The sequence below is a fragment of the Cellulomonas sp. PS-H5 genome (assembly GCF_019265565.1).
GTDB lineage: Bacteria > Actinomycetota > Actinomycetes > Actinomycetales > Cellulomonadaceae > Cellulomonas.
This window is the reverse complement of record NZ_JAHVCI010000006.1, coordinates 75,376-97,942: the sequence shown is the minus strand read 5'-3', so window position 1 is coordinate 97,942 and position 22,567 is coordinate 75,376. Positions and strand designations below refer to the sequence as shown.

Below are 22,567 nucleotides of genomic sequence, written 5' to 3'. Positions count from 1 at the left end.
CCCCGCGACCGGGGCGGCCGGGCGGGTGCCCGCGGGGGCGGCGGTGCTGGTGGCGCGCACGGGGCTCACCACGTGGTCGGGAAGAGCTGCGGCTGCGTCCCGCTGGGGGCGATGCCGAGCTCGGTGAGCGCGTAGCCGGCGACGTCGGAGAACACGGGCGCGGCGACGGTGCCGCCCCACTCGGACGTCCGCGGGTTGTGCAGGATCACGCTGACGGCGATCGCCGGGTCGTCCGCGGGGGCGACGCCGATGAACGACGCGGTGATGCCCTGGGTGCCGTCGGCGGCCCAGGCCTGCGCCGTACCGGTCTTGCCGGCCACCCGGTAGCCCGGGATCGCCGCGGCGGAGCCCGTGCCCTCGTCGACCGCGCTCTCCATCATGGTGAGCACCGTCTGCGCGGTCTCGGGCGAGACCACCTGGGTCGTCTCGGCGGCCTGCGACGGGGTGAACGTGCCGTCGGGCTCGGTCCACCCCTTGACCAGGTGCGGGGTGACCCGGACGCCGCCGTTGGCGATCGTCGCGAACACGTCGGTCGCCTGCAGCGCGGTCACCGACAGGCCCTGGCCGAACAGGACGGCGTACTTGGTGCGGCCGTCCCACTTGTCGGCGTCCCGCAGCACGCCGGACTGCTCGGCCGGCAGCTCGATCCCGGTCTTGGTGCCGAAGCCGAACTTGGCCAGGTAGTCGTGCCGCACCTGCTCGGGCAGGTCCTGGCCGATCATCACGGTGCCGGTGTTCGAGGACTCGGCGAGGATGCCGGTCGTCGTCAGCTGCATCCCGGCGTGCTCGTGCGAGTCCTTGAACGTCTGCCCGTTGGCCGTCGTGTAGTTGTACGGGACCGTGTACTGCTCGAGCGGGTCGGTGATGCCGGTCTCGATCGCCGCGGCCATCGTGATGATCTTCGCGGTCGAGCCGGGCTCGAACACGTCGGACACCGCGCTGGACCCGCCCCACAGCGTGTCGTCCGCGCCGGGGTCGTTGGGGTCGACCGTGCGCGACTCGGCCATCGCGAGCACCTCGCCGGTCTTGATCGAGGTCATCACGATCGTGCCGGAGTCGGACTGGGTGTCCGCGACCCGCTGCTCGATGGCCTGCTGGGCCTTCCACTGGATGTCCGAGTTGATCGTCAGCTGCACGCTGCGGCCGTCGGTCGCGGCGGTCGACTCCTCGAAGCCGCCCGGGATCTGCTGGCCGCCGCGGCCCCGCTCGTACGTCGTCTCCCCCGGCGTGCCGGACAGCTCGGAGTCCAGCGTCGCCTCCAGGCCCTGGGCGCCGCTCCCCTCGGAGTTGACCCAGCCCAGCAGGTTGCCCGCCAGGTTGCCGTTCGGGTAGACGCGCTCGGCCACCTGCTCGGACGTGATGCCGTTGATCCGCAGCTCGCGGACCGCCTGCCACACCTCGGGCAGCACGTTCTTCGCGACGTACTTGTAGCCGGCGTCGCCGTCCAGCGTCGCGCCGAGCTCGGCCGCGTTCACGCCGAGGATCGGGGCCATCAGCTGCGCGGCGCCGGCCGCGCCCGAGTAGGTCGTGCCGTCCTCCGTGGTCGACCAGGTCTTCACCAGGCGCTGGTTCACCACGATGTCGTAGCGGTCGACCGAGGTGGCGAGCACCTCGCCCTCGCTGTCGGTGATCGTGCCGCGCGCCGCGACGAGCTGGGAGGTGGTCAGGCGGCTGGTCAGCGCCTCCGCCGCGATCGCGTCACCGCCGACGCCCTGCAGCCAGAGCAGCCGGCCGGAGAACACGGTGAGCAGGAGGGCGACGACCACGACCAGCACCGTGCGGCGCCGGTCGAGCATCGCGACGCTCGGCCCGCCCGGGCGGGGCGTCCACGGGCCGCGGGGGCCGCGCTGGGTCGGGACCCCGGTCGCCGGGCGCCGGGCGGGGGTCCGGACCGGGCGGGCGGGCGGGGCGGTGCGCCGGGTGGTGGGCGTGCTCACTGCCCGGCCCCGACGTCGCCCTGCACCGTCCCGTCCGACAGCCGCAGCCAGCCGGTCGACCCGGCGGGCACCATGCCGAGGGCGGTGGCGGCCTCGGCGAGCTTCGCGGGCGCCTTGTTCGCGTCCAGCTCGGCGGACAGCGACTGCTCGTCGCGCGCCAGCTGGGCCAGCTCGACGTCCATCGAGCGCTGCTCGTACGCACCGGCCGCCAGCTGCGTGTTCAGCAGCAGCGCCGCGAGCAGCGCGCCGGCCAGGATCGCCATGCAGGTGACGACGAACGGCACGTGCGTGCGCGCCTGCGCCGGCGGCCGGACCAGCCGGAGCCGCGGCCGCTCCGGGGCGGACCGGGGCGCGTCGGACGGGCGGGGGCGGACGCGCGGTGCGCGGACGACCTGCTCGGCGCTCATGCGGTTCTCCTCGGTCCGTTCGGGGTGCGGGGCGTGCGGGGGCTGCGGCTGCGGTCCGGGCGGCGGGCGCCCGGACCGCCGGTACTGCCGGTGTCGCCCGGGGTCGGGCGCAGGTGCTCGGGGGTGGGGCGCAGCCGCTCGGCGGCGCGCAGCCGCACGGACTGCGAGCGCGGGTTGCGGGCGAGCTCGGCGGCGTCCGCCTCCTCCGCGCCGCGGGTGAGCAGCCGCAGGTACGGCGCGTGCGTGTCCGGGACCACCGGGAGCCCGGGCGGGGCGCTGATCTCCGCGCCCGCGGCGAACGCGCGCTTGACCAGGCGGTCCTCGAGCGACTGGTAGGCCTCGACGACGATCCGGCCGCCGACCACCAGCGACTCGACGGCCGCCGGGATCGCGCGGGCCAGGACCGCCAGCTCGTCGTTCACCTCGATCCGCAGCGCCTGGAACGTGCGCTTGGCCGGGTTGCCGCCGGTCTGCCGCGCCGCCGCGGGGATGCCCGCCCGGACCAGGTCGACCAGCTCGGAGGTCCGCTCCAGCGGGGCCTTCTCGCGGGCCTGCACGATGCGGCGGGCGATCCGGCCGGCGAACCGCTCCTCGCCGTACTCGCGCAGCACCCGGACGAGGTCGGCCTCGTCGTAGGTGTTGAGCACCTCGGCGGCCGTGCGGCCGCGCGTCGGGTCCATCCGCATGTCCAGCGGCGCGTCCTGCGCGTAGGCGAAGCCGCGCTCGGCCTCGTCGAGCTGCAGCGAGGACACGCCGAGGTCCATCAGCACGCCCTGCACGCCGGGCAGGCCCAGGCGCTCGACGACCTCGGGGATCTCGTCGTAGACCGCGTGCACCGGGGTGAACCGGTCGCCGAACGGCGCGAGCCGCGCCGAGGCCAGCCGCAGCGCCTGCGGGTCGCGGTCGATGCCGACGACCCGCACGTGCGGCAGCGCCGCGAGCACGCCCTCGGTGTGCCCGCCCATGCCGAGCGTCGCGTCGACCAGGACCGAGCCGGGCTCCGCCAGGGCGGGGGCGAGCAGGTCGATGCAGCGCTGCAGCAGCACCGGGAGGTGGCGGGAGGCGGCGTCGCGCTCCGGGCGGGCGGGCTGGTCGGGCAGCTCGGGCGCGTCGGGCACGGGGGTCTCCTTCCTCCGGGTGGTGGTGCGGGTGCGTGGTGCGCGTGGTGGTGCGACTGCGTGGTGCGGGTGGTGCTTCGCGGGGCACGGGGGTGGTCGGGCGGCCCCTCCGCCGTCCGACCAGATCCCCCACCGGCCCTCTGACGCCGGGGAAGTGCGTCAGAGCTGCCGGGGGGAGGTCTCGCCGGGCGGTGGTGCTGGGTGGTGCGGGTGGTGCGGGTGGTGCGGGTGGTGCTGCGTGGTGCCGGGGTCGTGCGGGTCAGAAGGCGCCGGGGAAGACCTCCTCCGCCGTCTCGGCGTAGCCGGCCTCCTGCTCCGCCAGGTACGTCTCCCACGCCTGCAGGTCCCAGACCTCGACCCGGGTGCCGGCGCCGATGACGGCGACGTCCCGGTCGAGCCCCGCGTAGGAGCGCAGCATCGGGGGGATCGAGATGCGTCCCTGCTTGTCGGGCGTCTCGTCCGAGGCGCCCGACAGGAACACGCGGAGGTAGTCGCGGGCCTGCTTGCTGGTCACGGGGGCTTGGCGCAGCTTGTCGTGCATCCGCGCGAACTCGTCGAGCGGCAGCAGGAACAGGCAGCGGTCCTGGCCCCGGGTCATGACCAGACCCTGGGCGAGCTGGGGGCGGAACTTGGCCGGGAGGATCAGCCGCCCCTTCTCGTCCAGCTTCGGGGTGTGCGTCCCGAGGAAGGGCACGGAGGAGCCGAGCCCGGCCAGCGCCTGCTCGAACCCCACGTCGTCCACCTCCCCCGGACCGCGCGCACCGGCACCCCTCGGCACCCGATGGCTCCACGGTACTCCACTTCGCTCCACCCGCACGGGAGGAATTCGCGGCAGGCGGGTGAAGTTCCTGCGTCGTCGCAGGTCAGCGCCGGTGGAGCGGGGTGGAGGGCCGGAGGGGCGCGGCGGGGTCCGGCGGGCCTTCCTGGCCGTCCCGCCGAGAGCGGCGCCACTGCCCCTCCCGCGACGTCCTCGCAGGTCAGCGCGCGTGGACGACCGGCGAACCGCGCCGGGCACCCCCGTCCGGGGAGGAAGGTGGAGGGCCCCGGGGTGGTCCGGGTGGGGGGAAGTGGGGAGTCCGGGTGCACGTTCACCTCCCGCCCGGGGTCGGCGCCGCTTAGGCTTCCCCCAGTCGACCGAGGGGGTCCCCATGCCCGTAGCAGTGCCCGGCGCGTCCGCGATGGACGAGCTCATCACCGTGACGGACCGGATGCGCGGGAGCATCGCCCGCGTCGTCACCGGCCGCCCGGAGCTGGTCCGCACCGCCGTCGCGGTCCTGCTCGCCGAGGGGCACCTGCTGCTCGAGGACGTGCCCGGCGTCGGCAAGACGACGCTGGCCAAGGCGCTCGCCCGCACGATCGACTGCACCGTCGGCCGCGTGCAGTTCACGCCCGACCTGCTGCCGAGCGACCTGACCGGCGTCACGATCTACCGCGCCGCGACCCAGGAGTTCGAGTTCCGGCCCGGCCCGGTGTTCTCGAACATCGTGATCGGCGACGAGATCAACCGCGCCTCGCCCAAGACCCAGTCGGCGCTCCTGGAGTCGATGCAGGAGGCGCAGGTCACCGTCGACGGCACCTCGTACCCGCTCCCCCGGCCGTTCCTCGTCGTCGCGACGCAGAACCCGGTCGAGATGGAGGGCACCTACCCGCTGCCCGAGGCGCAGCGCGACCGGTTCATGGCCCGGCTCACCGTCGGCTACCCGAGCGCCGAGGCCGAGCTCGCCATGCTCGACACCCAGGAGACCTCGGACCCGCTGGCGCACGTCTCGCCGGTCACCGACGCCGACCAGGTCACCCGCCTCATCGACACCACCCGGCACCTGTACGCCTCGCCCGCGGTGAAGCAGTACGTGGTCGACCTCGTCTCGGGGACCCGCGACGACCCGGCCCTGCGGCTCGGCGCCTCGCCGCGCGCGGCGATCCAGCTGCTCCGCGCGGCCAAGGGCCTCGCCGCGGTCGACGGCCGGGACCACGTGCTCCCCGACGACGTGCAGCAGCTCGCCGAGCCGGTGCTGGCGCACCGCGTCATCCTCAGCGCCGAGTCCCGGCTGTCCGGGCGCAGCGGCCAGGACGTGATCGGCGACCTCGTCGCCCGCGTGGCCGTCCCCGCGCCGGCCCGCACCGCGGTGCGCGACCGGACCGCGGCGGGCTGATGCGCCTGCGCCCGACCCGACGCGGCGTGGGCCTCGTGGTCCTCGGCCTGGCCGTGGGCGCGACCGGCACCGCCTTCGGGTCGACGGACCTGCTGACGATCGGCACGCTCCCGGTGCTGCTGGTCGTGCTCGGGATGCTCGCGGTCGGCGTCGTCGACCCCGGCCGCGGCCAGGGCCTGCGCACCCGGCGCACCGTCCAGCCGGACCCGGTGCACGTCGGCCGCACCGCCGACGTCCAGGTCGAGGTGGGGCTCGCCCGCGGCGCGTCCCGCGCGCGGCTCACCGACCTCCAGCTGCGCGAGCAGGCCGCCGTCGAGCTGTCCGGCGGCCGGCCGCTGCGCGCCACCGTCGCGCGCGAGCCCCGCGCCGTCCGGCTGCGCTACCCCGTGCAGGCGACCCGCCGCGGCCGGTGGGCGCTCGGCCCGCTCGTCGTGACCCGCACCGACCCGTTCGGCGTCGCCCGGGTCCGCGCCACCCTCGGCGTGCGGGAGACCGTCACCGTGTGGCCCTCGGTCGTCGACCTGCCGGTCCCGCGCGAGCTGCTGGTCGCCGAGCCCGAGCGGTCCGTCGTCGGCGCCCGGTCCCCCGCCCCCGACGACGCCGCGCTCCGCGACTACCGGGTCGGCGACGACCTGCGCCGCGTGCACTGGCCGAGCAGCGCCCGCCGCGGCGAGCTGGTCGTCCGGTCCGACGAGCGCGCCGGCATGCGACCGGTCACCGTGCTGCTCGACCAGCCCGCGCCCGGCGACGCCCTCGAGTGGTGCATCTCGCTGGCCGCCTCCGTCGCGCTCGCGACCCACGGCGCCGGCCACCCCACCCACCTGCTCACCGGCACCGCCGCCGACGACCCGCACGCCGCCCGGCTCGAGGCGCCCGGCCGCCAGCAGCTGCTCGACTCGACCGTCGACCTGTCCGGCCAGCCGGACGCCGCAGCGGCGGAGGCCGCGCTGCTCGCGGAGATCCGCGGTCTGGACGACGCGGACGGCGGCTCGGGGCTGGTGATCGCCGTGCTCGGCCCGCAGGGCCCCGCCGGCCGCGCCGCGCTCGCCGGGGTGAGCCAGACCCGCCCGGGCTGGGCGCTCGTGCGCGGGGCGGACGACGACGAGAGCGCGACCGCGACGGCCCGCCAGCTGCGCCGCGCCGGGTGGCGCGTCGTGCAGGCCGAGCCCGGCGCCGACCTCGAGGCCACCTGGTGGCGGCTGACGGGCGGTGCGGCGTGAGCGGCGGGGCGGCCCTGCGCCGCGGATGGCGCTCCCCCGCCGCCACCGCGCTGACCGCCGTCGCGACCTGCACCGCGCTCGGCTCGCTGTCCGGGCTGCTCGCCGGCGGGACCTGGGTGCTGCACGCGGTGCTCGCGGTCGCCGGCGCCGCGCTCGTCGTGGGCGGCACCCGCAGCCTCACCCGGTCCACCTGGCTGCCGTCGCTGGTCGGGCTCGTGGTCTCCGCGTACGCGCTGCTGGCCTTCTACGCCACGCCACCGGGCGGCAACCCGCTCCTGGTCGGGCCCGGCACGATCCGGCACACCGGCCAGCTCGTGCAGCAGGCGGCCCAGCTCATCGAGACCTCGGTCGTGCCGATGGCGGTGTGGCCGCCCGTCGAGCTGATCCTCGTCGCCGCCGCGGTCCTGGTGTTCCTCGCGGCGGACCTGCTCGCCGTCGGATGCGGCATGCCCGCGCTCACCGGCATCGCCTACGTCGCCATGTGGACCCCGGCCGTCGTCCTCGGCTTCCCCGGCAGCACCTGGGCGCTCGCCGCGACCGGGTTCTGCTACCTGCTGCTGCTGGCGCTCGCGCAGCCGCCGGTGTCGCGCGACCGCACCGGACGGCGCGCCGGCGTCGTGCTGGCCGGCGCCGCGGGGCTCGTCGCCGTGACGCTCGCCGCCGGCCCGGCGGTGTCCGCCGTGCCCGCGTGGTCGTGGGTCGACCTGCCGGACGTCGGGACCGGCGCGGTCGGCCCGGTCCGGCTCGCCGACGACCTCGACCTCCGCGAGAGCCTGCGCGACCAGTCGTCGCAGGTCGTGCTCAGCTACACCGTCGACCGCGTCGACGACGAGGCCGAGGGGCCCGCCGCCACCGCGTCGCTGATCGGGCCGCTGCGGTCGTTCACCCTGCGCGACTTCGACGGCCGGTCCTGGCAGCGCGAGCCCGCCGACGACCTGGCCGAGTGGGACCCGGACGGGCTGCTCGCCTCCGACCCCTCGCTGGTCGGCGCGGCTCCGGACGGCGCCCGCGGCACCCTCACCGACGTCCAGGTCCGGATCGGCGCCCTCCGCGAGCAGCGCCTGCCCGTCAGCACGTTCCCGCGCACGGTGCAGATCGACGGGCCGTGGACCTACGACGCCGCCCGGGACGAGGTGGTCAGCCGCAGCCGCACCGAGGCGGGCAGCGGCTACGAGATGCTCGTCGAGGTCCCCGACCTCAGCCCGGACGTGCTGCGCGCGGCCAGCGGCGACGTGCCCGAGGACGTGCAGACCTACCTCGAGGTCCCCGAGACCGAGCACGCCGACGACCTGCGCGCCCTCGCCGTCGAGCTCACCGCCGACGCGGCCACCCCCTACGACCAGGCGCTCGCCCTGCAGACGTACTTCCGGGACGGCACCCAGTTCCGGTACGACACCTCGATCGAGCCGGGCGACAGCGACGACGCCGTGTGGGACTTCCTGCAGAGCCGACGCGGGTACTGCGTCCAGTTCGCGACCTCGATGACGGTCCTCGCGCGCACCCTCGGCATCCCGGCGCGGCTCGGGGTCGGCTTCCTGCCCGGCGAGCTCGGCACCGACCGCACCTACCGGGTCACCGGCGCCGACGCTCACGCCTGGCCGGAGCTGTACTTCCCCGGCACCGGCTGGGTCCGGTTCGAGCCGACACCCGCGGTGCAGACGGGCCCGCCGCCGTCCTGGAGCAACCCGTTCAGCGCCGCCGCCCCGACGACCGCCCCGACCGCCGGCGCCCCGCAGACCACGAGCACCCCGAGCGCCGCCGCCACCACCGCCGCCCCGCAGGACCAGGGCGGGCTGCCGGGCGTGGTCGCGAACCCGCGCACCCGGGGTCCGCTGATCGCCGTCGTCGCTCTGCTGGTCGTGGCGACCGCCCTCGCCGCCGTGCTCGCGGTGCGCCGACGTCGCCGCCCCGCGCTCCGGCTCGCGCCCGAGGTCGCCTGGCGCCGGCTCCGCGACCGGCTCCGGCGCGCCGGCATCACGTGGCCGGACTCCCGCACGCCGCGGCAGGCGGTCGCGGCGATCCGGTCCCAGGTCCAGGCGCGCCGCGGCCGCCCGCTCGGCCCGGACGCCGACCGCGCGCTCGCGGCGCTGGCGGCCGCGCTGGAGCGCGAGCGCTACGCCCCCGACCCGGTGGACGACGACCCGGAGGAGCTCCAGGCCTGGGTCGCGACCGTGCTGACCGACGTGAGCACCCGCGCCCCGGGCGACCGTCCCGCCGCGGGCCCGCGCCCGGCCGAGGCCTGAGGCGAGCGAGCCGGCCGCCCGCACGCGCCGCGCCGCCACCCGCGCACCCGCACCACGCCCGGCCCGCCGAGATAGGACCGTCCGGCCGAGATAGGACCGCAGACGGTCCTATCTCGGCGCGCAGGTCCGATCTCGGCGGATGCCGGGGGCGACCCGGCCGCACCGCGCGCCGAGATCGGCGGCTTGGCGCGAGATCGGTGGTTCAACGCACCGATCTCGGGCCAAAGCACCGATCTCGCGGCCGACGGCGTCGCGGGCGAGCGCGTCCTGAGCCTCGGGGGCGGCGCGCGACGTGTGCCCGGCGGCGCGTTCGGTGGCTGCCGCCGGGTTCGGTGCCCGCAGCCACCGAACCCGGCCGGCACCACCCAACCGGGAGCCGTGAGCGTGCGGGCCGCGGCGGAGACGATGAGGGCGTTCTCGCGCACGAGCGGATCGCGCGCGAGAAGACCGCGCACGAGCGGGCCGCGCGCGAGAAGACCGTGCACGGGCGGACCGCCCACGCGCGGACCACGCGCGGCGGCACGCCGCGGGCCCGCCCCTCGCGGAGCGGGCCCGGGTGCGACGGTGCCGCGGGGTCAGGCGGGCGGGCGCAGGGTCGTCAGCGACCCTGGTCGCGCCGCTTGTCCCAGCGGTCCTCCATCCGGGACATGAAACCCTTCTTGGCCTTGGGGGCCGCAGGGCGCGGTGCGGTGCTGCCGTCGGCCCGGACGACGCCGACCGGCCCGCCACCGCGACGCGGGCGCGTGAACGCGATCGCGACGGAGGCGAACATGACGACGAAGCCCAGCACGCCGAGCCACACCTCGGACGCCGCAGCGCCCACCACCAGGAGCAGCAGCCCCACGACGGCACCGATGCCGCCCAGGACGTACCGCAGGACCGGCTTCCGCCCACGCGATGTCAGCGTGTTCGCGAGCCGGGGATCATCAGACGTGAGCTGACGCTCCATCTGCTCCAGTACACGTTGTTCGTACTCGGAGAGAGGCATTCCAACCCCCGTGCTCCGCCGTCGGGACTTCTTCACCTCAGGATAGATGGCCGGTGGCGAAGTCGGAAGTCGAGCGCTCCCCCGCGGCGGGTGACCCTGCCGACACCTCGCGCGCGGACCGTCCCACGGTGGGCGTCCCGGCGCCGATCGCGGCCCGCCCGAACCGGGCGCGCACGAGGTCCATCGCCCGCTCCGCCTCGCGCCGGGCGTCCGGGTCGGAGCCGGTCACCTCGTCGAGCGTGGGCTGCCGGATGACGTCCGCGGCCGGCATCAGGCCCTCCGCGCGGACGCCGACGAGCCGCACCGGGAGCCCGCCGAGGTCGGCGGCGGCGAGGAGGTCGCGCGCCACGAGGTAGAGCTCGCGCCCGACGTCGGTCGGCTGCGCCAGCGTCCGGGACCGGCTGAGCGTCCGGAAGTCCGAGGTGCGGATCTTCACGGCGACGGTCCGGGCGACGAGCCGCTGCGCCCGCAACCGCCCCGCGCACCGGTCGGCGAGCTCGAGCGCCTTGCTGTCCACGACCCGCATGTCCCGGACGTCGACGGCGAAGGTCTCCTCCGCGCCGATGCTCTTCTCCTCGCGGCCCGGCGTCACGGGACGGGGGTCCCGCCCCCAGGAGAGGTCGTGCAGGTGCGCGCCGGCGACCTTGCCGACCGCGCGCTGCACGACGGCCACGTCGCTGTCGGCGAGCTCGGCCACGGTGCGGATGCCCCAGCGCTCGAGCGCGGCAGCGGTCCGCTCGCCGACGCCCCACAGCGCGCCGACCGGCAGCACCCGGAGGAAGTCGACGGTCGCGGCCCTGGGCACGAGCAGCACGCCGTCCGGCTTGGCGTGCCCGGACGCGAGCTTCGCGACGAACTTGGTGGCGCCGATGCCGACGGAGCAGGTGATGCCGTGCCGCGCCTGCACCCGCTCGCGGATGAGCGCGGCGATCCGGGTCGGGCTGCCGAGCCGGCGCCGCGCCCCGCTCACGTCCAGGAACGCCTCGTCGACGCTGACCTGCTCGACGATCGAGGTCACGTCGTGCAGCACCTGCATCACGCTGCGCGACACCTCGGTGTAGGCGCCGTGGTCCGGCGGGACGACGATCGCCTGCGGGCACCGGCGCAGGGCCACCGCCATCGGCATGGCCGAGTGCACCCCGAACGCGCGCGCCTCGTACGTCGCGGCGAGCACGACGGAACGCTCGGAGCCGCCGACGATCACCGGCTTGCCCCGCAGGTGCGGCCGCCGCGCGAGCTCCACGGAGGCGAAGAACGCGTCCATGTCGACGTGCAGGATCGAGCACCCGTCCTCCTCGGTGCCCCAGTCGCGCTTCGCGTCCTGCGACCGCGGGCCCCGGCTCATCCGGCGCGCGCCGCCTCGACCTCGACCGCGGCGCTCTCCAGCTCGGCCCGGACCAGGTCCAGGAAGTCCTCCGCGTGGCAGAGCACCTGCTCGGCGCGCTCCGTGGACACCGCGTCGAACCGACCGGCGTCCACGGCTGCACGCAGGCCCGCGCCCGCGGCGAAGTAGGCGGACCAGCGGCCCATCTCCGGGGCGACCCGGTCGAGCAGCTCCCACACCGTGCGCGGCCCGCGGCGCGCCGACAGCGGCTGCCGCTCGGCGAGCACCGCCGCTCCGGCCCGCAGGGCGGCGAGGTGCGCGTGCGTGAACTGCTCCCAGGGCTCCGAGGAGAACTGCGCGGCCACGAGCTCCGCGTCCGCGCGCTGCAGCAGCTCGGCCGTGCGGCCCGACAGCCCGGGCGCGGCACTCCGCAGGGCACGAAGGGTCTTGACCGGCATCGCGCACCTCCCTCTCTCGACAGTCCCAGTATCGAACACCTGTTCGAACGCGTCAACCCGTACGGTGGGCGGATGGCGTCTCGTGGCCGGTCCGGCCGATCCAGCAGGTCGGAGAGGGCCACGAGAGCCTCCCGTCCCGACTCAGAGTCCCACCGACCACCGACACGCGGCGGGCGCGGCGGCTCCGCCGGACCCGGGCAGCCGTGGCCCGACGGCCCGGTCCCCATCGCCACCGGCACCGCCGAGGTGCAGCGCTCGCCGGACGACCCGGACGCGGTGACCCTGCTGGTGAACGGCGTGCCGAGCTCGCACCTCGACCTCGCCGACCCGGAGCGCCTCGACTTCGAGTACATGCAGCAGATGGCGGCGGTCCTGGACCACCTCCCGACGGCGGACGGCCCGTTCCGCGCCGTGCACCTCGGCGCCGCCGGCTGCGCGATGGCGCGGTGGGCGCACGCGCGGTTCCCCGGCGCCCGGCAGGTCGCGGTCGACCTCGACCCGGTCCTCGTGGCCCTGGTCCGCGACTGGTTCGACCTGCCCCGGTCCCCCGCCCTGCGCCTGCGGGCCGGCGAGGCGCGCGCGGAGCTCGGCACGCTCGCCGGTGCCAGCGCGGACGTGGTGGTGCGGGACGTGTTCGCCGGCGACCGCACGCCCGCGCACGTGACCACCGAGGAGTTCGCGCGGGACGTCGCGCGGGTGCTGCGCCCCGGCGGCGTCTACCTGGCGAACTGCGCCGACCGCCCGCCGCTCGCGCTGGCCCGCGCCGAGGCCGCGACGCTCGGCGCGGTGTTCCGGCACGTCGGCGTCGTCGCCGAGCCCGCGGTGCTGCGCGGCCGGCGGTACGGGAACCTCGTGCTCATCGGCACGGACGACCCGGCGCTGCTCGCGGACGCCGGGCTGGCCCGCGACCTCCGGTCGCTGCCGGTGCCCGCGCGGCTGCTGGTCGACGAGGAGCTCGCGGCGTTCGTCGGCCGCGCCGCCCCGCTGCGCGACGCCGCGCCCGAGCTCGAGCCGGACCCCGCGGAGCCCGACCCGGGCGCCTGACCCCGGACGCGACAGAGGCCGCACCCCCGGAGGGGATGCGGCCTCGTCGTGCGGACTGCCCGCGAGGGGCGGCCGGAGTCAGATCAGAGCGGACGGACCTGCTCCGCCTGCGGGCCCTTCGGGCCCTGGGTGATCTCGAACTCGACGCGCTGGCCCTCCTCGAGCGAGCGGTAGCCCTGGGAGTCGATGGCCGAGTAGTGCACGAAGACGTCGGCGCCGCCGCCGTCCTGGGCGATGAAGCCGTAGCCCTTCTCGGCGTTGAACCACTTGACAGCACCCTGTGCCATGTTCTTGTCCTTCTGTCCATCCGGTGACGGTGCCGGGAACTCCCCGGACCGTGCCGCAATGCCTATCCCGCGTCCTGCACCGGGTGGACCAGCCGGATGGCTGGAAGGTGCCGCGCGGGCGTCCCCGGAGGGGCCCGACCGGCGCCGGTCAAGCGTCAGTACGTCACTGCAACACGGCGATCCTCTCACGCAGGTCATCGCGACGCCACGGTTCTTCAAGGCCCGATGGGGCGTGGATCACAACGATCCGGTCACGAGCCGATCACAGGACGACCACCCCGACCGACCGGTCGGGAGGGGTTCAGACCGCCAGCCCCGGGTGGGCGCGGCGCGCGGCCCGCCGGCCGAGGAGCATCGCGGCGACGCCCAGCACCCACGGCACCGCCACCCACGCGAACGCCGACCGGAACGCGTCGAGGTCGCGCGCGTCGGCGCCGCCCGACGCCGCGTCCAGCACGATCCCCACGACCAGCATGGTCGCGAGCGCCCCGACGAACCCGCCGGTGTTGACGAACCCGGTGGCGGTGCCCAGCCGCCGCGGCGGTGTGCAGGACCGCGCCACGTCGAACGCCACGAGCGAGGTCGGACCGCCGACGGCGACGACGACGACGAACACGCACAGCACCGCGTACGGCACCGGCGCGGTGGGCAGGGTGACCGACAGCCACGCCAGGCCGATCGCGGCCGACGTGCCGAGTGCCAGGGGCATCCGCGCGCGCGGGTGCCGGCCCACGACGACGCCGATCACAGGCCCGGCGACCACCGCCGCGACCACGTTGAGCGTGAGCAGCGCGCTCGCCTCGCCCGGCGTGCGGCCCTGGCCCTCCACGAAGAACGCGAACCCCCACAGCAGCACGACGACGTGGTTGCTGAACTGGCCCGAGAAGTGCATCCAGAACGCCAGCCGCGCACCGGGGTCGCGCAGCACCGCGCGCAGCGCACCGGGCTCCCGCGGCGCCCGGGCTCGCGCGGGCCGCCACCGCCGGCGCAGCAGGCCGACCCGCCACCACGGTGCGGGTGCGGCCGCGGCGCCCGCGGCGAGGGCAGCAGCGACCCCGGGCTCGGCGGCCCGACCCGCGGGTGCGTCCGGGCCCGCGAGCGCCCCGACGGGCACGTCGGCCTCCGCCGGCGCATCCCGCACGACCGCCACCACCGCGACCGTCGCGACCACGCCCACGGCCGCGACGGACAGGAAGGTGGTCCGCCAGCCCTCGGCGTGCAGCAGCGCGACGACGGGCACCGCCGACAGCACCTGCCCCAGCTGCCCGAGGCTCCCGGTGAGCTGCGTCATCACGGGCACGCGACGGGCGGCAAACCACGCGGGCACGAGCCGGACCACCGAGACGAACGTCAGCGCGTCCCCCGCGCCGACGAGCACCCGGCCGGCCAGCACCCAGCCCGCCGAGGGCGCGAGCGCCAGCACCGTCTGCCCGAGCGCCATCCCGGCCGCGCCCGACGCGACCAGCACCCGAGGCCCGTACCGGTCGAGCAGGACGCCGACCGGCACCTGCAGCAGGGCGTAGACGACGAGCTGCGCCACGGCCATCGTCGCCAGCAGGGCGGACGAGACGCCGAACAGGTCGGTCACCTCGAGCGTGGCGACGCCCAGCGACGACCGGTTCATGATCGCGACGACGTACGCGCCGACCGCGACGGACCAGACGAGCAGGGCGCGGCGGTCGGAGGTCACGTGGAGCCATTCTGCCGGTCCCCGCGTGCGCCCCCGACGAGTCGCGGGTCACACACAGGGACTGGCCCCGGGCATCAGTACCCCGGGTTCGGCCCCTTCTCGTCGCCCTGCTGGGCGAGGAACCGCTCGAACTCGGCGCCCAGCTCGTCGGCGGTCGGCAGCTCCGCGGTCTCGGCGAGCAGGCTCGGCCGCCCGATGTTGCGGGCGAACGCGTCGTACTGCTGCTCGAGCGCGTGCACCACCGTCTGCACCTCGGGCTGGTCCTCGACCTGGCGCTCGACCTCCAGCATCGTCTCGGACGCGGCCTCGGTCAGCGCCCCGAGGTCGAGCTCGAGGCCGGCGGCGCGCTGCACGTGCTCCAGGCCCGTGATCGACGCCTGCGGGAACGGCGACTGCGCGAGGTAGTGCGGGACGTGCACCGCGAAGCCCATGGCGTCGTGCCCGGACTGGCCGAGCCGGATCTCCAGCAGCGTGCCCGCGGAGGCCGGGACCTGCACGGTGCCGAACCACGACGTGTAGTCCGCGACGAGCTCCGGCCGGTTGGCGTGCGCCGTCACCGACAGGGGCCGGGTGTGCGGGATGCCCATGGGGATGCCGTGCAGGCCCACGGTCAGCGGCACGTCGAACCGCTCGACGATCTGGCGCACCGCGGCGGCGAACCGCTCCCACTGCACGTCCGGCTCGACGCCGTGCAGCAGCAGGAACGGCACCCCGGAGGTGTCCTTCACCAGGTCGACGGCGAGCTCCGGCTCGTCGTACTCGCCCCAGTGGTCGCCCTCGAAGGTGGCGGTGGGGCGGCGGGAGCGGTAGTCGAGGAGCTGGTCGACGTCGAAGGTCGCCAGCCGCTCGGTCGGGAGCTGCTCGGTCAGATGCTCGGCCGACAGCCGCCCGGCGCCGCCGGCGTCCACGAAGCCGCGCACCGCGTGCACGAGCACCGGCCCGCTGCCGCCCGCGGTCCGCGCCTCGACCTCGGCGGCGACCGCCGGGTCGACGGCGTAGATCTCGCTCGGGTCCAGCATGGGGTCCTCCCTGGGGGTCAGTCCGCGCGCCGCCCGGGGGGCGGCGTCCTGAGGGTCACAACACCGCGGGCGCCCCGCCTCTTCCCGAGCGGCCCGACGATCTTCGCGCTGGCAGCGACCCCGGCGACCGCCACCCGGTCGGCCGTCACACGCCCCTCCCGGAATGGTGGAGAATGGACGGCCGCTCCGGCCGCCCGACCCCGTGTCGACGCCGGCCGGGCGCGGCGCAGGACGGTGGCGCCACCCGGGGGTCGGGGCGCCACGGGGACGACCGACGGGAGCAGGCGTGACCGGGATCGAGGCGCAGCTGGCGGCCGAGCAGGAGGTCGTCGACGGCCTGTACGCGCGGCTGGACGAGCTGCGGGCGGCCACCCGCGAGCGACTGACGGAGGTCCGCCGCGTCGGCCCGTCGGGCTCGCCCCAGAACCGCTCGGAGCGGGACGCGTTCGCCACCCTCTACGAGGACCGGCTCGCGCGGCTGGAGGCCGTCGAGGACCGGCTGGCGTTCGGCCGGCTGGACCTGTCCGACGGCGGCCGCCGGTACATCGGCCGCATCGGCCTGAACGACGACGAGCACGCCTCGATCCTCACGGACTGGCGCGCGCCCGCGGCGCAGTCGTTCTACCGGGCGACCTCGGCGAACCCCGACGGCGTCGTGCAGCGCCGGCACCTGGTGACCCGCGGCCGCCGCGTCACCGGCCTGGAGGACGAGGTCATCGACCTCGACGTGCTCGCCGACGAGGAGGCCGCGGCCCGGCTGGGCGCGCTGTCCGGCGAGGGCGCGCTGCTGGCGGCGCTGGCCGCGCGGCGCACCGGGCGGATGGGCGACATCGTCGCGACCATCCAGGCGGAGCAGGACGCGATCATCCGCGCCGACCTGGCGGGCGCGCTCGTCGTGCAGGGCGGCCCGGGGACCGGCAAGACCGCCGTGGCGCTGCACCGCGCCGCCTACCTGCTCTACGCCCACCGCCGCGTGCTGGAGCGCTCGGGCGTGCTGCTGCTCGGCCCCAGCCGCACCTTCCTGCGGTACATCGACCAGGTGCTCCCCTCCCTCGGCGAGACCGGCGTCGTGTCGACCACGGTCGGCGAGCTGTTCCCCGGGATCGTCGCGACGGGCACCGAGGACGACGTCGTCGCCGAGATCAAGGGCCGCCCGGTGTGGCGGAAGATCGTCGAGCGCGCCGTCCGGCAGCGGCAGCGCGCACCGCAGCAGCCGACCGTCGTGACGATCGACGGCCACCGGATCGTCGTGAAGCCGTCCGACGTGCGCGGCGCGATCAACCACGCCCGCCGCGGGCACCGGCCGCACAACCAGGCGCGCGTGACGTTCGTGCGCGACATGCTGGGCCGGCTCGCGGAGCAGTACGTCAGCCAGCTCGGCTGGTCGGTCGCGCCGGACGAGCGCGGCGAGATCCTCGAGGAGCTGCGCACGACCCGCGAGATCCGGATCGCGCTGAACCTCGCGTGGATGCCGCTCACCCCCCAGGGCCTGATCTCGGGGCTGCTGTCGAAGCCGGCCCGCCTGGACGCCGCCGCGCCGGAGCTGTCCGGGCACGAGCGCGCCGCCCTGCTCCGCGACGCCGACGCCCCGTGGACCGAGGCAGACGTGCCGCTGCTCGACGAGGCGGCGGAGCTGCTGGGCGAGGACGACCAGGCCGCCCGCGCGCAGGCGAAGCACGACGCCGCGCAGCGCGCCCAGGAGCTCGACTACGCCCGGCAGGTGCTGGAGCAGTCCGGCACCGGGCTCGTGTCGGCCGAGCTGCTCGCGGACCGGTTCGCCGCGACCGGCCCGGCGCTCACCACCGCGGAGCGCGCCGCGGCCGACCGCACCTGGACCTACGGGCACGTGGTCGTCGACGAGGCGCAGGAGCTCTCCCCCATGGCCTGGCGGATGGTGCTGCGCCGGGTGCCGACCCGGTCGCTCACCGTCGTCGGCGACGTCGCGCAGACCTCGACCGCCGCCGGCACCCGGGACTGGGCCGCGACGTTCGACCGCATCCTCGCGGGCGGCTGGCGGCTGTCCGAGCTCACCGTCAACTACCGGACCCCCGCCTCGGTGGCCCGCGCCGCCGAGCGCGTCGGCCGCGCGGCCGGGCTGCCGCTCACGCCGACGACCTCGGCCCGCGACGTCGACGACGCGCTGCGCACCGACCTGGTCGACGCCGCCGCGGTGCCCGAGGCCGTCGCCCGGCACGCCGCAGCCGCGCTCGACGCGGTCCGCGACGCCAGCGGTGCCGGGCGGGTGGCGGTCATCGCGGCGCCCGAGGCGCTGCCGACGCTGGCGCGGGTGCTGCCGCAGGCGGGGTCCACGCGCGCCGGGTCGCCCGACCTGGACGCCCCGCTGACCCTGATGACGCCGACCCAGAGCAAGGGCCTGGAGTTCGACGCGGTCGTCCTGGTCGAGCCGGCCGACGTGCTCAAGGGCGGGGCCGGCGACCTGTACGTCGCGATGACCCGGCCGACGCAGGCGCTGCGGGTCGTGCACAGCCGGCCGCTGCCCGCGGGCTGGGAGCAGCCGGACGCGGGCTGACCGCGGGGCACGGGTGTCCGAGGACCGGGACCGGCTTGGAACCGCGACGCGGGAGGCGCACCATAGGCCCGTGCTACGCGCCCTGCTCCTCGAGAACCTGCACCCCCAGGCCCGCACCATCATGGAGGCGGCCGGCTACGAGGTCGTCACGCGCTCCGGCGCGCTCGACGAGTCCGAGCTGATCGAGGCGCTGCAGGGCGTGCACCTGCTGGGGATCCGGTCCAAGACCAACGTCACCGAGGCCGTGCTCGACGCCGCGCCCGACCTGGTCGCGGTCGGCGCCTACTGCATCGGCACCAACCAGATCGACCTGCACGCGGCGGCCTCCCGCGGCGTCGCGGTGTTCAACGCCCCGTTCTCGAACACCCGCTCGGTGGTCGAGATCGCGCTGGCCGACATCATCGCGCTGACCCGCCGCCTGACCGTGCTCGACAAGTCGATGCACGAGGGCGTCTGGAACAAGTCGGCCGACGGCTCGCACGAGGTCCGCGGCCGCACGCTCGGCATCGTCGGCTACGGCAACATCGGCACCCAGCTGTCGGTGCTCGCCGAGAACCTCGGCATGTCCGTGGTCTTCTACGACACGGCGGAGAAGCTGGCGCTCGGCAACGCGCGCCGCGCGGAGACGCTCGACGAGCTGCTGGACGTCGCGGACATCGTCACGCTGCACGTCGACGGCCGCAGCGGCAACGCCGGCCTGTTCGGCGCCAAGCAGTTCGCGCGGATGCGTGAGGGCGCGATCTTCCTCAACCTGTCGAGGGGCTTCGTCGTCGACTACGCCGCGCTGCGCGACGCGGTGCTCGCCGGGCACGTGGCCGGCGCGGCCGTCGACGTGTTCCCCGTCGAGCCGAAGCGCAAGGGCGACCCGTTCGAGTCCGAGCTGCGGGGCCTGCCGAACGTCATCCTCACCCCGCACACCGGCGGGTCCACCGAGGAGGCGCAGGAGGCGATCGGCCAGTTCGTGTCGAACAAGCTCCGCGACTTCATGCACACCGGCACCACGATGCTCAGCGTCAACCTGCCGAACCTCACGCTGGAGCACCGCCCCGGCGTGCACCGCCTCACCTACCTGCACCGCAACGTCCCGGGCGTGCTGGCCGCGGTCAACAACACGCTCGCCGAGCACGGCGCGAACATCGAGGGCCAGCTCCTCGCCACGCGCGGCGAGGTCGGCTACGTGGTGACCGACGCGGTCGCGGTGGAGCCCGCGGTGGTCGCGGCGCTGCGCGCCCGTCCGGAGACGATCCGGCTGCGCGTCGTCGACTGACGGCCCGACCCGCCGCCCGGCGGGGTGCCCGGCCCACACGCTAGCGTCGGGCACGTGCACCTCGCCGACGACGCCCGCCACGACCGACTCCCCCTGCGCCGCGCCGGCCGTTCCGGCCTGGACCTGCCCGCGGTGACCCTGGGGCTCTGGCAGAACTTCGGCGACGCGACGCCGTTCGCCGACCAGCGCGCGCTCGTGATCGCGGCGTTCGACGCCGGCGTCGTGCACCTCGACCTCGCGAACAACTACGGTCCCCCGCCCGGGGCCGCCGAGGAGAGCGTCGGTCGGCTGCTGGCGACCGACCTGGCGCCGTACCGCGACGAGCTGCTCATCGCGACCAAGGCCGGCTACCGGCAGTGGCCCGGCCCGTACGGCGAGTTCGGCTCCCGGAAGTACCTGCTGGCGTCCCTCGACCAGTCGCTGCGCCGGCTCGGCACCGACCGGGTCGACGTGTTCTACAGCCACCGGTACGACCCGAGCACCCCGTTGGAGGAGACGATCGGCGCGCTCAAGACCGCCGTCGACTCCGGCCGTGCCCTGTACGCGGGGATCTCGTCGTACTCCGCGCGGCGCACCGCCGAGGCGCTGGCGGTCGCCGACGACCTGGGCCTGCGGCTGACCCTGCACCAGCCGTCGTACTCGATGCTGAACCGCTGGGTCGAGCAGCCCGACGGCGAGGCCGGCGACCGCAGCCTGCTCGACGTCGCCGGGGAGGCCGGGCTCGGGGTCGTCGCGTTCTCCCCCCTGGCCCAGGGCATGCTCACCCGCAAGTACCTGGGCGGCGTGCCCGAGGACTCCCGGGCGGCGCGCGGCGGACCGCTGCGGGCGGAGTACCTGAGCGACGAGAACCTGGACCGGGTCCGCGCGCTGAACGCGGTGGCGGAGGCCCGGGGCCAGTCGCTCGCGCAGCTCGCCATCGCCTGGGTGCTGCGCGACCCGCGGGTGACGTCGGTGGCGCTCGGCGCGCGCACCCCCGAGCAGCTCCGGGAGAACCTCGCCGCGGTCGACGGTCCGGCCCTGACCGACGACGAGCTGGGCGAGATCGACCGGCACGCGGTGGACGCGGGCATCAACCTGTGGGGCTCGCGGTCCTCCGACCTCTGACACTCACAGGGAACCCTGCGCGGTTGCCTCGGGCTACGCACACGTAACTTACGCATCCGTAGGTTACGGTGACCTCGTGACCGACTTCACGCGACCGTGGCACACCTCCTACGCGCCGGGCGTCCCGGCCGTCGTCGACGTGCCCGACGAGCCGCTGACCGCCGCCCTGGACCGCGCCGCCGCGGCCTGGCCCGACCGCGTCGCGGTGGACTTCATGGGCGAGACCACGACGTACGCCGAGCTCGCAGGCGCGGTCGCGCGGGGCGCCGCCGTGCTCCGCGGCCTCGGCGTGCGCGCCGGCGACCGGGTCGCGATCGTGCTGCCCAACTGCACCGCGCACGTCGTCGCGTTCTACGCCGCGCTGCGGCTCGGCGCGGTCGTGGTCGAGACCAACCCGACGTACACCTCGGACGAGCTCGCGCACCAGCTCGCCGACTCCGGCGCCACCGTCGCGCTCGTCTGGGAGAAGGCCGTCGCACCCGTGCTCGCGGGGCAGGACCGCACGTCGGTCCGGACCGTCGTCGCCGTGGACGTGTCGGCCGACCTGCCCACCGCCAAGCGCCTTGCGCTGCGGCTCCCCCTGCCTGCCGCCCGCCGGACCCGGACCGCCCTGCGCGCCGCCCTCCCGGCCGGCACCCCGGTCTGGCACCGGCTGGTCGCGGAGGCCACCGCGCTCCCCGCCGGGACTCCCGGGCCGACGGCCGACGACGTGGCCCTGCTGCAGTACACCGGCGGCACCACCGGCACGCCCAAGGCCGCGGTGCTCACGCACCGGAACCTGGTCGCGAACGCGGTGCAGGGGCACGCGTGGACCCAGGCCGAGCCGGGCACCGAGACGATCTACGGCGTGCTGCCGTTCTTCCACGCGTTCGGCCTGACGCTCTGCCTCACCTACGCCACCCGCGTCGGCGCGACGCTGGTGGCGTTCCCGAAGTTCGACCCGGCGACCGTGCTCGCCGCGCAGCGGCGCCGCCCCGGCACCTTCCTGCCGGCCGTGCCGCCGATGCTCGACCGGCTCGCCGCGGCCGCCGAGGCGAAGAAGGCCGACCTGTCGTCCTTCCGGTACGCGATCTCCGGGGCGATGTCGCTGTCGCCCGAGACCGCCGCCCGGTGGGAGCGGCTGACCGGCGGCCTCGTCATCGAGGGCTACGGCATGACCGAGACCTCCCCCGTCGCGCTCGGCAGCCCGCTGTCCCCCGCCCGCCGGCCCGGTGCGCTGGGCCTGCCGTTCCCGAGCACCGACGTCCGCGTGGTCGACCAGGAGGACCCGACCCGCGACGTCGCCCCGGGTGAGCAGGGCGAGCTGCTCATCCGCGGCCCGCAGGTGTTCTCCGGCTACTGGAACCGGCCCGAGGAGACCGCCGACCAGCTGCTGCCCGGCGGCTGGCTGCGCACCGGGGACGTCGTCCGGCTCGACGACGACGGCTTCGTCGTCCTGGTCGACCGGATCAAGGAGATGATCGTCACCGGCGGCTTCAAGGTGTACCCGTCGCAGGTCGAGGACAAGCTCCGCGGCATGCCGGGCGTCCGGGACGTGGCCGTCGTCGGCCTCCCCGGCGGCGACCTCGGGGAGAAGGTCGTGGCCGCGATCGTCACCGAGCTCGGGGCGCACGTCGACATCGCGGCGGTGCGGGAGTGGTGCGGCGAGCGCCTGGCCCGGTACGCGGTGCCGCGTGAGCTCGTCATCCTCACCGAGCTGCCGCGGTCGCAGATCGGCAAGGTGCTGCGCCGGGTGGTCCGGGACGACCTGCTGGCGTCGTCCGCGGTCTGACGCCCGC

At 75.8% G+C, this 22,567-nt stretch carries 18 protein-coding genes; 8 read left to right on the top strand and 10 right to left on the bottom strand.

The window, feature by feature from the left end; genetic code table 11:
• Positions 1-65: 65 nt before the first annotated feature.
• The 4 genes from J5O08_RS04585 to mraZ all read right to left on the bottom strand — a co-directional run bounded on the left by J5O08_RS04585 (position 66) and on the right by mraZ (position 4,156).
• Positions 66-1,937 carry a penicillin-binding protein 2 gene (locus tag J5O08_RS04585; RefSeq protein WP_308281350.1) on the bottom strand — a complete coding sequence of 624 codons (1,872 nt, stop codon included), beginning with the start codon at positions 1,935-1,937 and terminating at the stop codon, positions 66-68.
• Positions 1,934-2,344 carry a hypothetical protein gene (locus tag J5O08_RS04580; RefSeq protein ID WP_218705658.1) on the bottom strand — a complete coding sequence of 137 codons (411 nt, stop codon included), beginning with the start codon at positions 2,342-2,344 and terminating at the stop codon, positions 1,934-1,936. Before J5O08_RS04580 ends, J5O08_RS04585 begins: the two co-directional genes overlap by 4 nt.
• Positions 2,341-3,462, bottom strand: coding sequence for a 16S rRNA (cytosine(1402)-N(4))-methyltransferase RsmH (rsmH, locus tag J5O08_RS04575; RefSeq protein ID WP_308281348.1), 1,122 nt, complete (start codon positions 3,460-3,462; stop codon positions 2,341-2,343). The genes J5O08_RS04580 and rsmH overlap by 4 nt, the downstream gene beginning before the upstream one ends.
• Before the next feature lie 259 nt (positions 3,463-3,721).
• On the bottom strand, positions 3,722-4,156 hold the full coding sequence (gene mraZ, locus J5O08_RS04570; RefSeq protein ID WP_147796856.1) for a division/cell wall cluster transcriptional repressor MraZ: 435 nt from the start codon (positions 4,154-4,156) through the stop codon (positions 3,722-3,724).
• A gap of 454 nt (positions 4,157-4,610) precedes the next feature.
• On the opposite strand from mraZ, the gene J5O08_RS04565 reads away from it, so the two are divergent.
• The 3 genes from J5O08_RS04565 to J5O08_RS04555 are packed head-to-tail and all read left to right on the top strand — an operon-like array spanning position 4,611 to position 9,078.
• A complete protein-coding gene (locus tag J5O08_RS04565; protein WP_218705657.1) occupies positions 4,611-5,615 on the top strand; it encodes a MoxR family ATPase in 1,005 nt (334 codons plus the stop codon).
• 26 nt (positions 5,616-5,641) lie between these two features.
• Positions 5,642-6,835, top strand: coding sequence for a DUF58 domain-containing protein (locus tag J5O08_RS04560; RefSeq protein WP_308281347.1), 1,194 nt, complete (start codon positions 5,642-5,644; stop codon positions 6,833-6,835).
• Entirely contained in the window at positions 6,832-9,078 is a 2,247-nt protein-coding gene (locus tag J5O08_RS04555; RefSeq protein ID WP_218705655.1) for a DUF3488 and transglutaminase-like domain-containing protein, read from the top strand. Before J5O08_RS04560 ends, J5O08_RS04555 begins: the two co-directional genes overlap by 4 nt.
• A gap of 598 nt (positions 9,079-9,676) precedes the next feature.
• Here the strand turns inward: J5O08_RS04555 and J5O08_RS04550 are convergent.
• The 3 genes from J5O08_RS04550 to J5O08_RS04540 are packed head-to-tail and all read right to left on the bottom strand — an operon-like array spanning position 9,677 to position 11,848.
• On the bottom strand, positions 9,677-10,066 hold the full coding sequence (locus tag J5O08_RS04550; RefSeq protein WP_147793791.1) for a DUF3040 domain-containing protein: 390 nt from the start codon (positions 10,064-10,066) through the stop codon (positions 9,677-9,679).
• Between the two features lie 37 nt (positions 10,067-10,103).
• The gene (gene dinB / locus J5O08_RS04545) at positions 10,104-11,411 is read right to left on the bottom strand and encodes a DNA polymerase IV (RefSeq protein ID WP_218705654.1); all 1,308 of its coding nucleotides are present in this window, start codon (positions 11,409-11,411) and stop codon (positions 10,104-10,106) included.
• Positions 11,408-11,848 carry an SAV_6107 family HEPN domain-containing protein gene (locus J5O08_RS04540; RefSeq protein WP_218705652.1) on the bottom strand — a complete coding sequence of 147 codons (441 nt, stop codon included), beginning with the start codon at positions 11,846-11,848 and terminating at the stop codon, positions 11,408-11,410. Before J5O08_RS04540 ends, dinB begins: the two co-directional genes overlap by 4 nt.
• A 276-nt stretch (positions 11,849-12,124) precedes the next feature.
• Here J5O08_RS04540 and J5O08_RS04535 point away from each other — a divergent pair, with 276 nt between their 5' ends.
• Positions 12,125-12,892, top strand: coding sequence for a fused MFS/spermidine synthase (locus J5O08_RS04535; RefSeq protein ID WP_308281345.1), 768 nt, complete (start codon positions 12,125-12,127; stop codon positions 12,890-12,892).
• A gap of 83 nt (positions 12,893-12,975) precedes the next feature.
• Here J5O08_RS04535 and J5O08_RS04530 read toward each other — a convergent pair whose 3' ends face one another.
• The 3 genes from J5O08_RS04530 to J5O08_RS04520 all read right to left on the bottom strand — a co-directional run bounded on the left by J5O08_RS04530 (position 12,976) and on the right by J5O08_RS04520 (position 15,888).
• Positions 12,976-13,179 carry a cold-shock protein gene (locus tag J5O08_RS04530; RefSeq protein WP_066582120.1) on the bottom strand — a complete coding sequence of 68 codons (204 nt, stop codon included), beginning with the start codon at positions 13,177-13,179 and terminating at the stop codon, positions 12,976-12,978.
• A 301-nt stretch (positions 13,180-13,480) separates the two neighbouring features.
• Complete coding sequence (locus tag J5O08_RS04525; protein ID WP_218705650.1) at positions 13,481-14,869, bottom strand: nitrate/nitrite transporter; 1,389 nt, start codon at positions 14,867-14,869, stop codon at positions 13,481-13,483.
• Positions 14,870-14,943: 74 nt separating this feature from the next.
• On the bottom strand, positions 14,944-15,888 hold the full coding sequence (locus J5O08_RS04520) for a proteasome assembly chaperone family protein (protein WP_218705649.1): 945 nt from the start codon (positions 15,886-15,888) through the stop codon (positions 14,944-14,946).
• 286 nt (positions 15,889-16,174) lie between these two features.
• Between J5O08_RS04520 and J5O08_RS04515 the strand changes: the two genes are divergently transcribed.
• The 4 genes from J5O08_RS04515 (at position 16,175) to J5O08_RS04500 (ending at position 22,560) form a co-directional block, all read left to right on the top strand.
• Positions 16,175-18,418, top strand: a complete 2,244-nt coding sequence (locus J5O08_RS04515) for an AAA family ATPase (RefSeq protein WP_218705648.1) — start codon at positions 16,175-16,177, stop codon at positions 18,416-18,418.
• 70 nt (positions 18,419-18,488) lie between these two features.
• Positions 18,489-19,685 carry a phosphoglycerate dehydrogenase gene (serA, locus tag J5O08_RS04510; RefSeq protein ID WP_218705647.1) on the top strand — a complete coding sequence of 399 codons (1,197 nt, stop codon included), beginning with the start codon at positions 18,489-18,491 and terminating at the stop codon, positions 19,683-19,685.
• Positions 19,686-19,739: 54 nt separating this feature from the next.
• Complete coding sequence (locus tag J5O08_RS04505) at positions 19,740-20,789, top strand: aldo/keto reductase (RefSeq protein ID WP_218705646.1); 1,050 nt, start codon at positions 19,740-19,742, stop codon at positions 20,787-20,789.
• 76 nt (positions 20,790-20,865) lie between these two features.
• A complete protein-coding gene (locus J5O08_RS04500; RefSeq protein ID WP_218705645.1) occupies positions 20,866-22,560 on the top strand; it encodes an AMP-binding protein in 1,695 nt (564 codons plus the stop codon).
• Positions 22,561-22,567 lie beyond the last annotated feature (7 nt).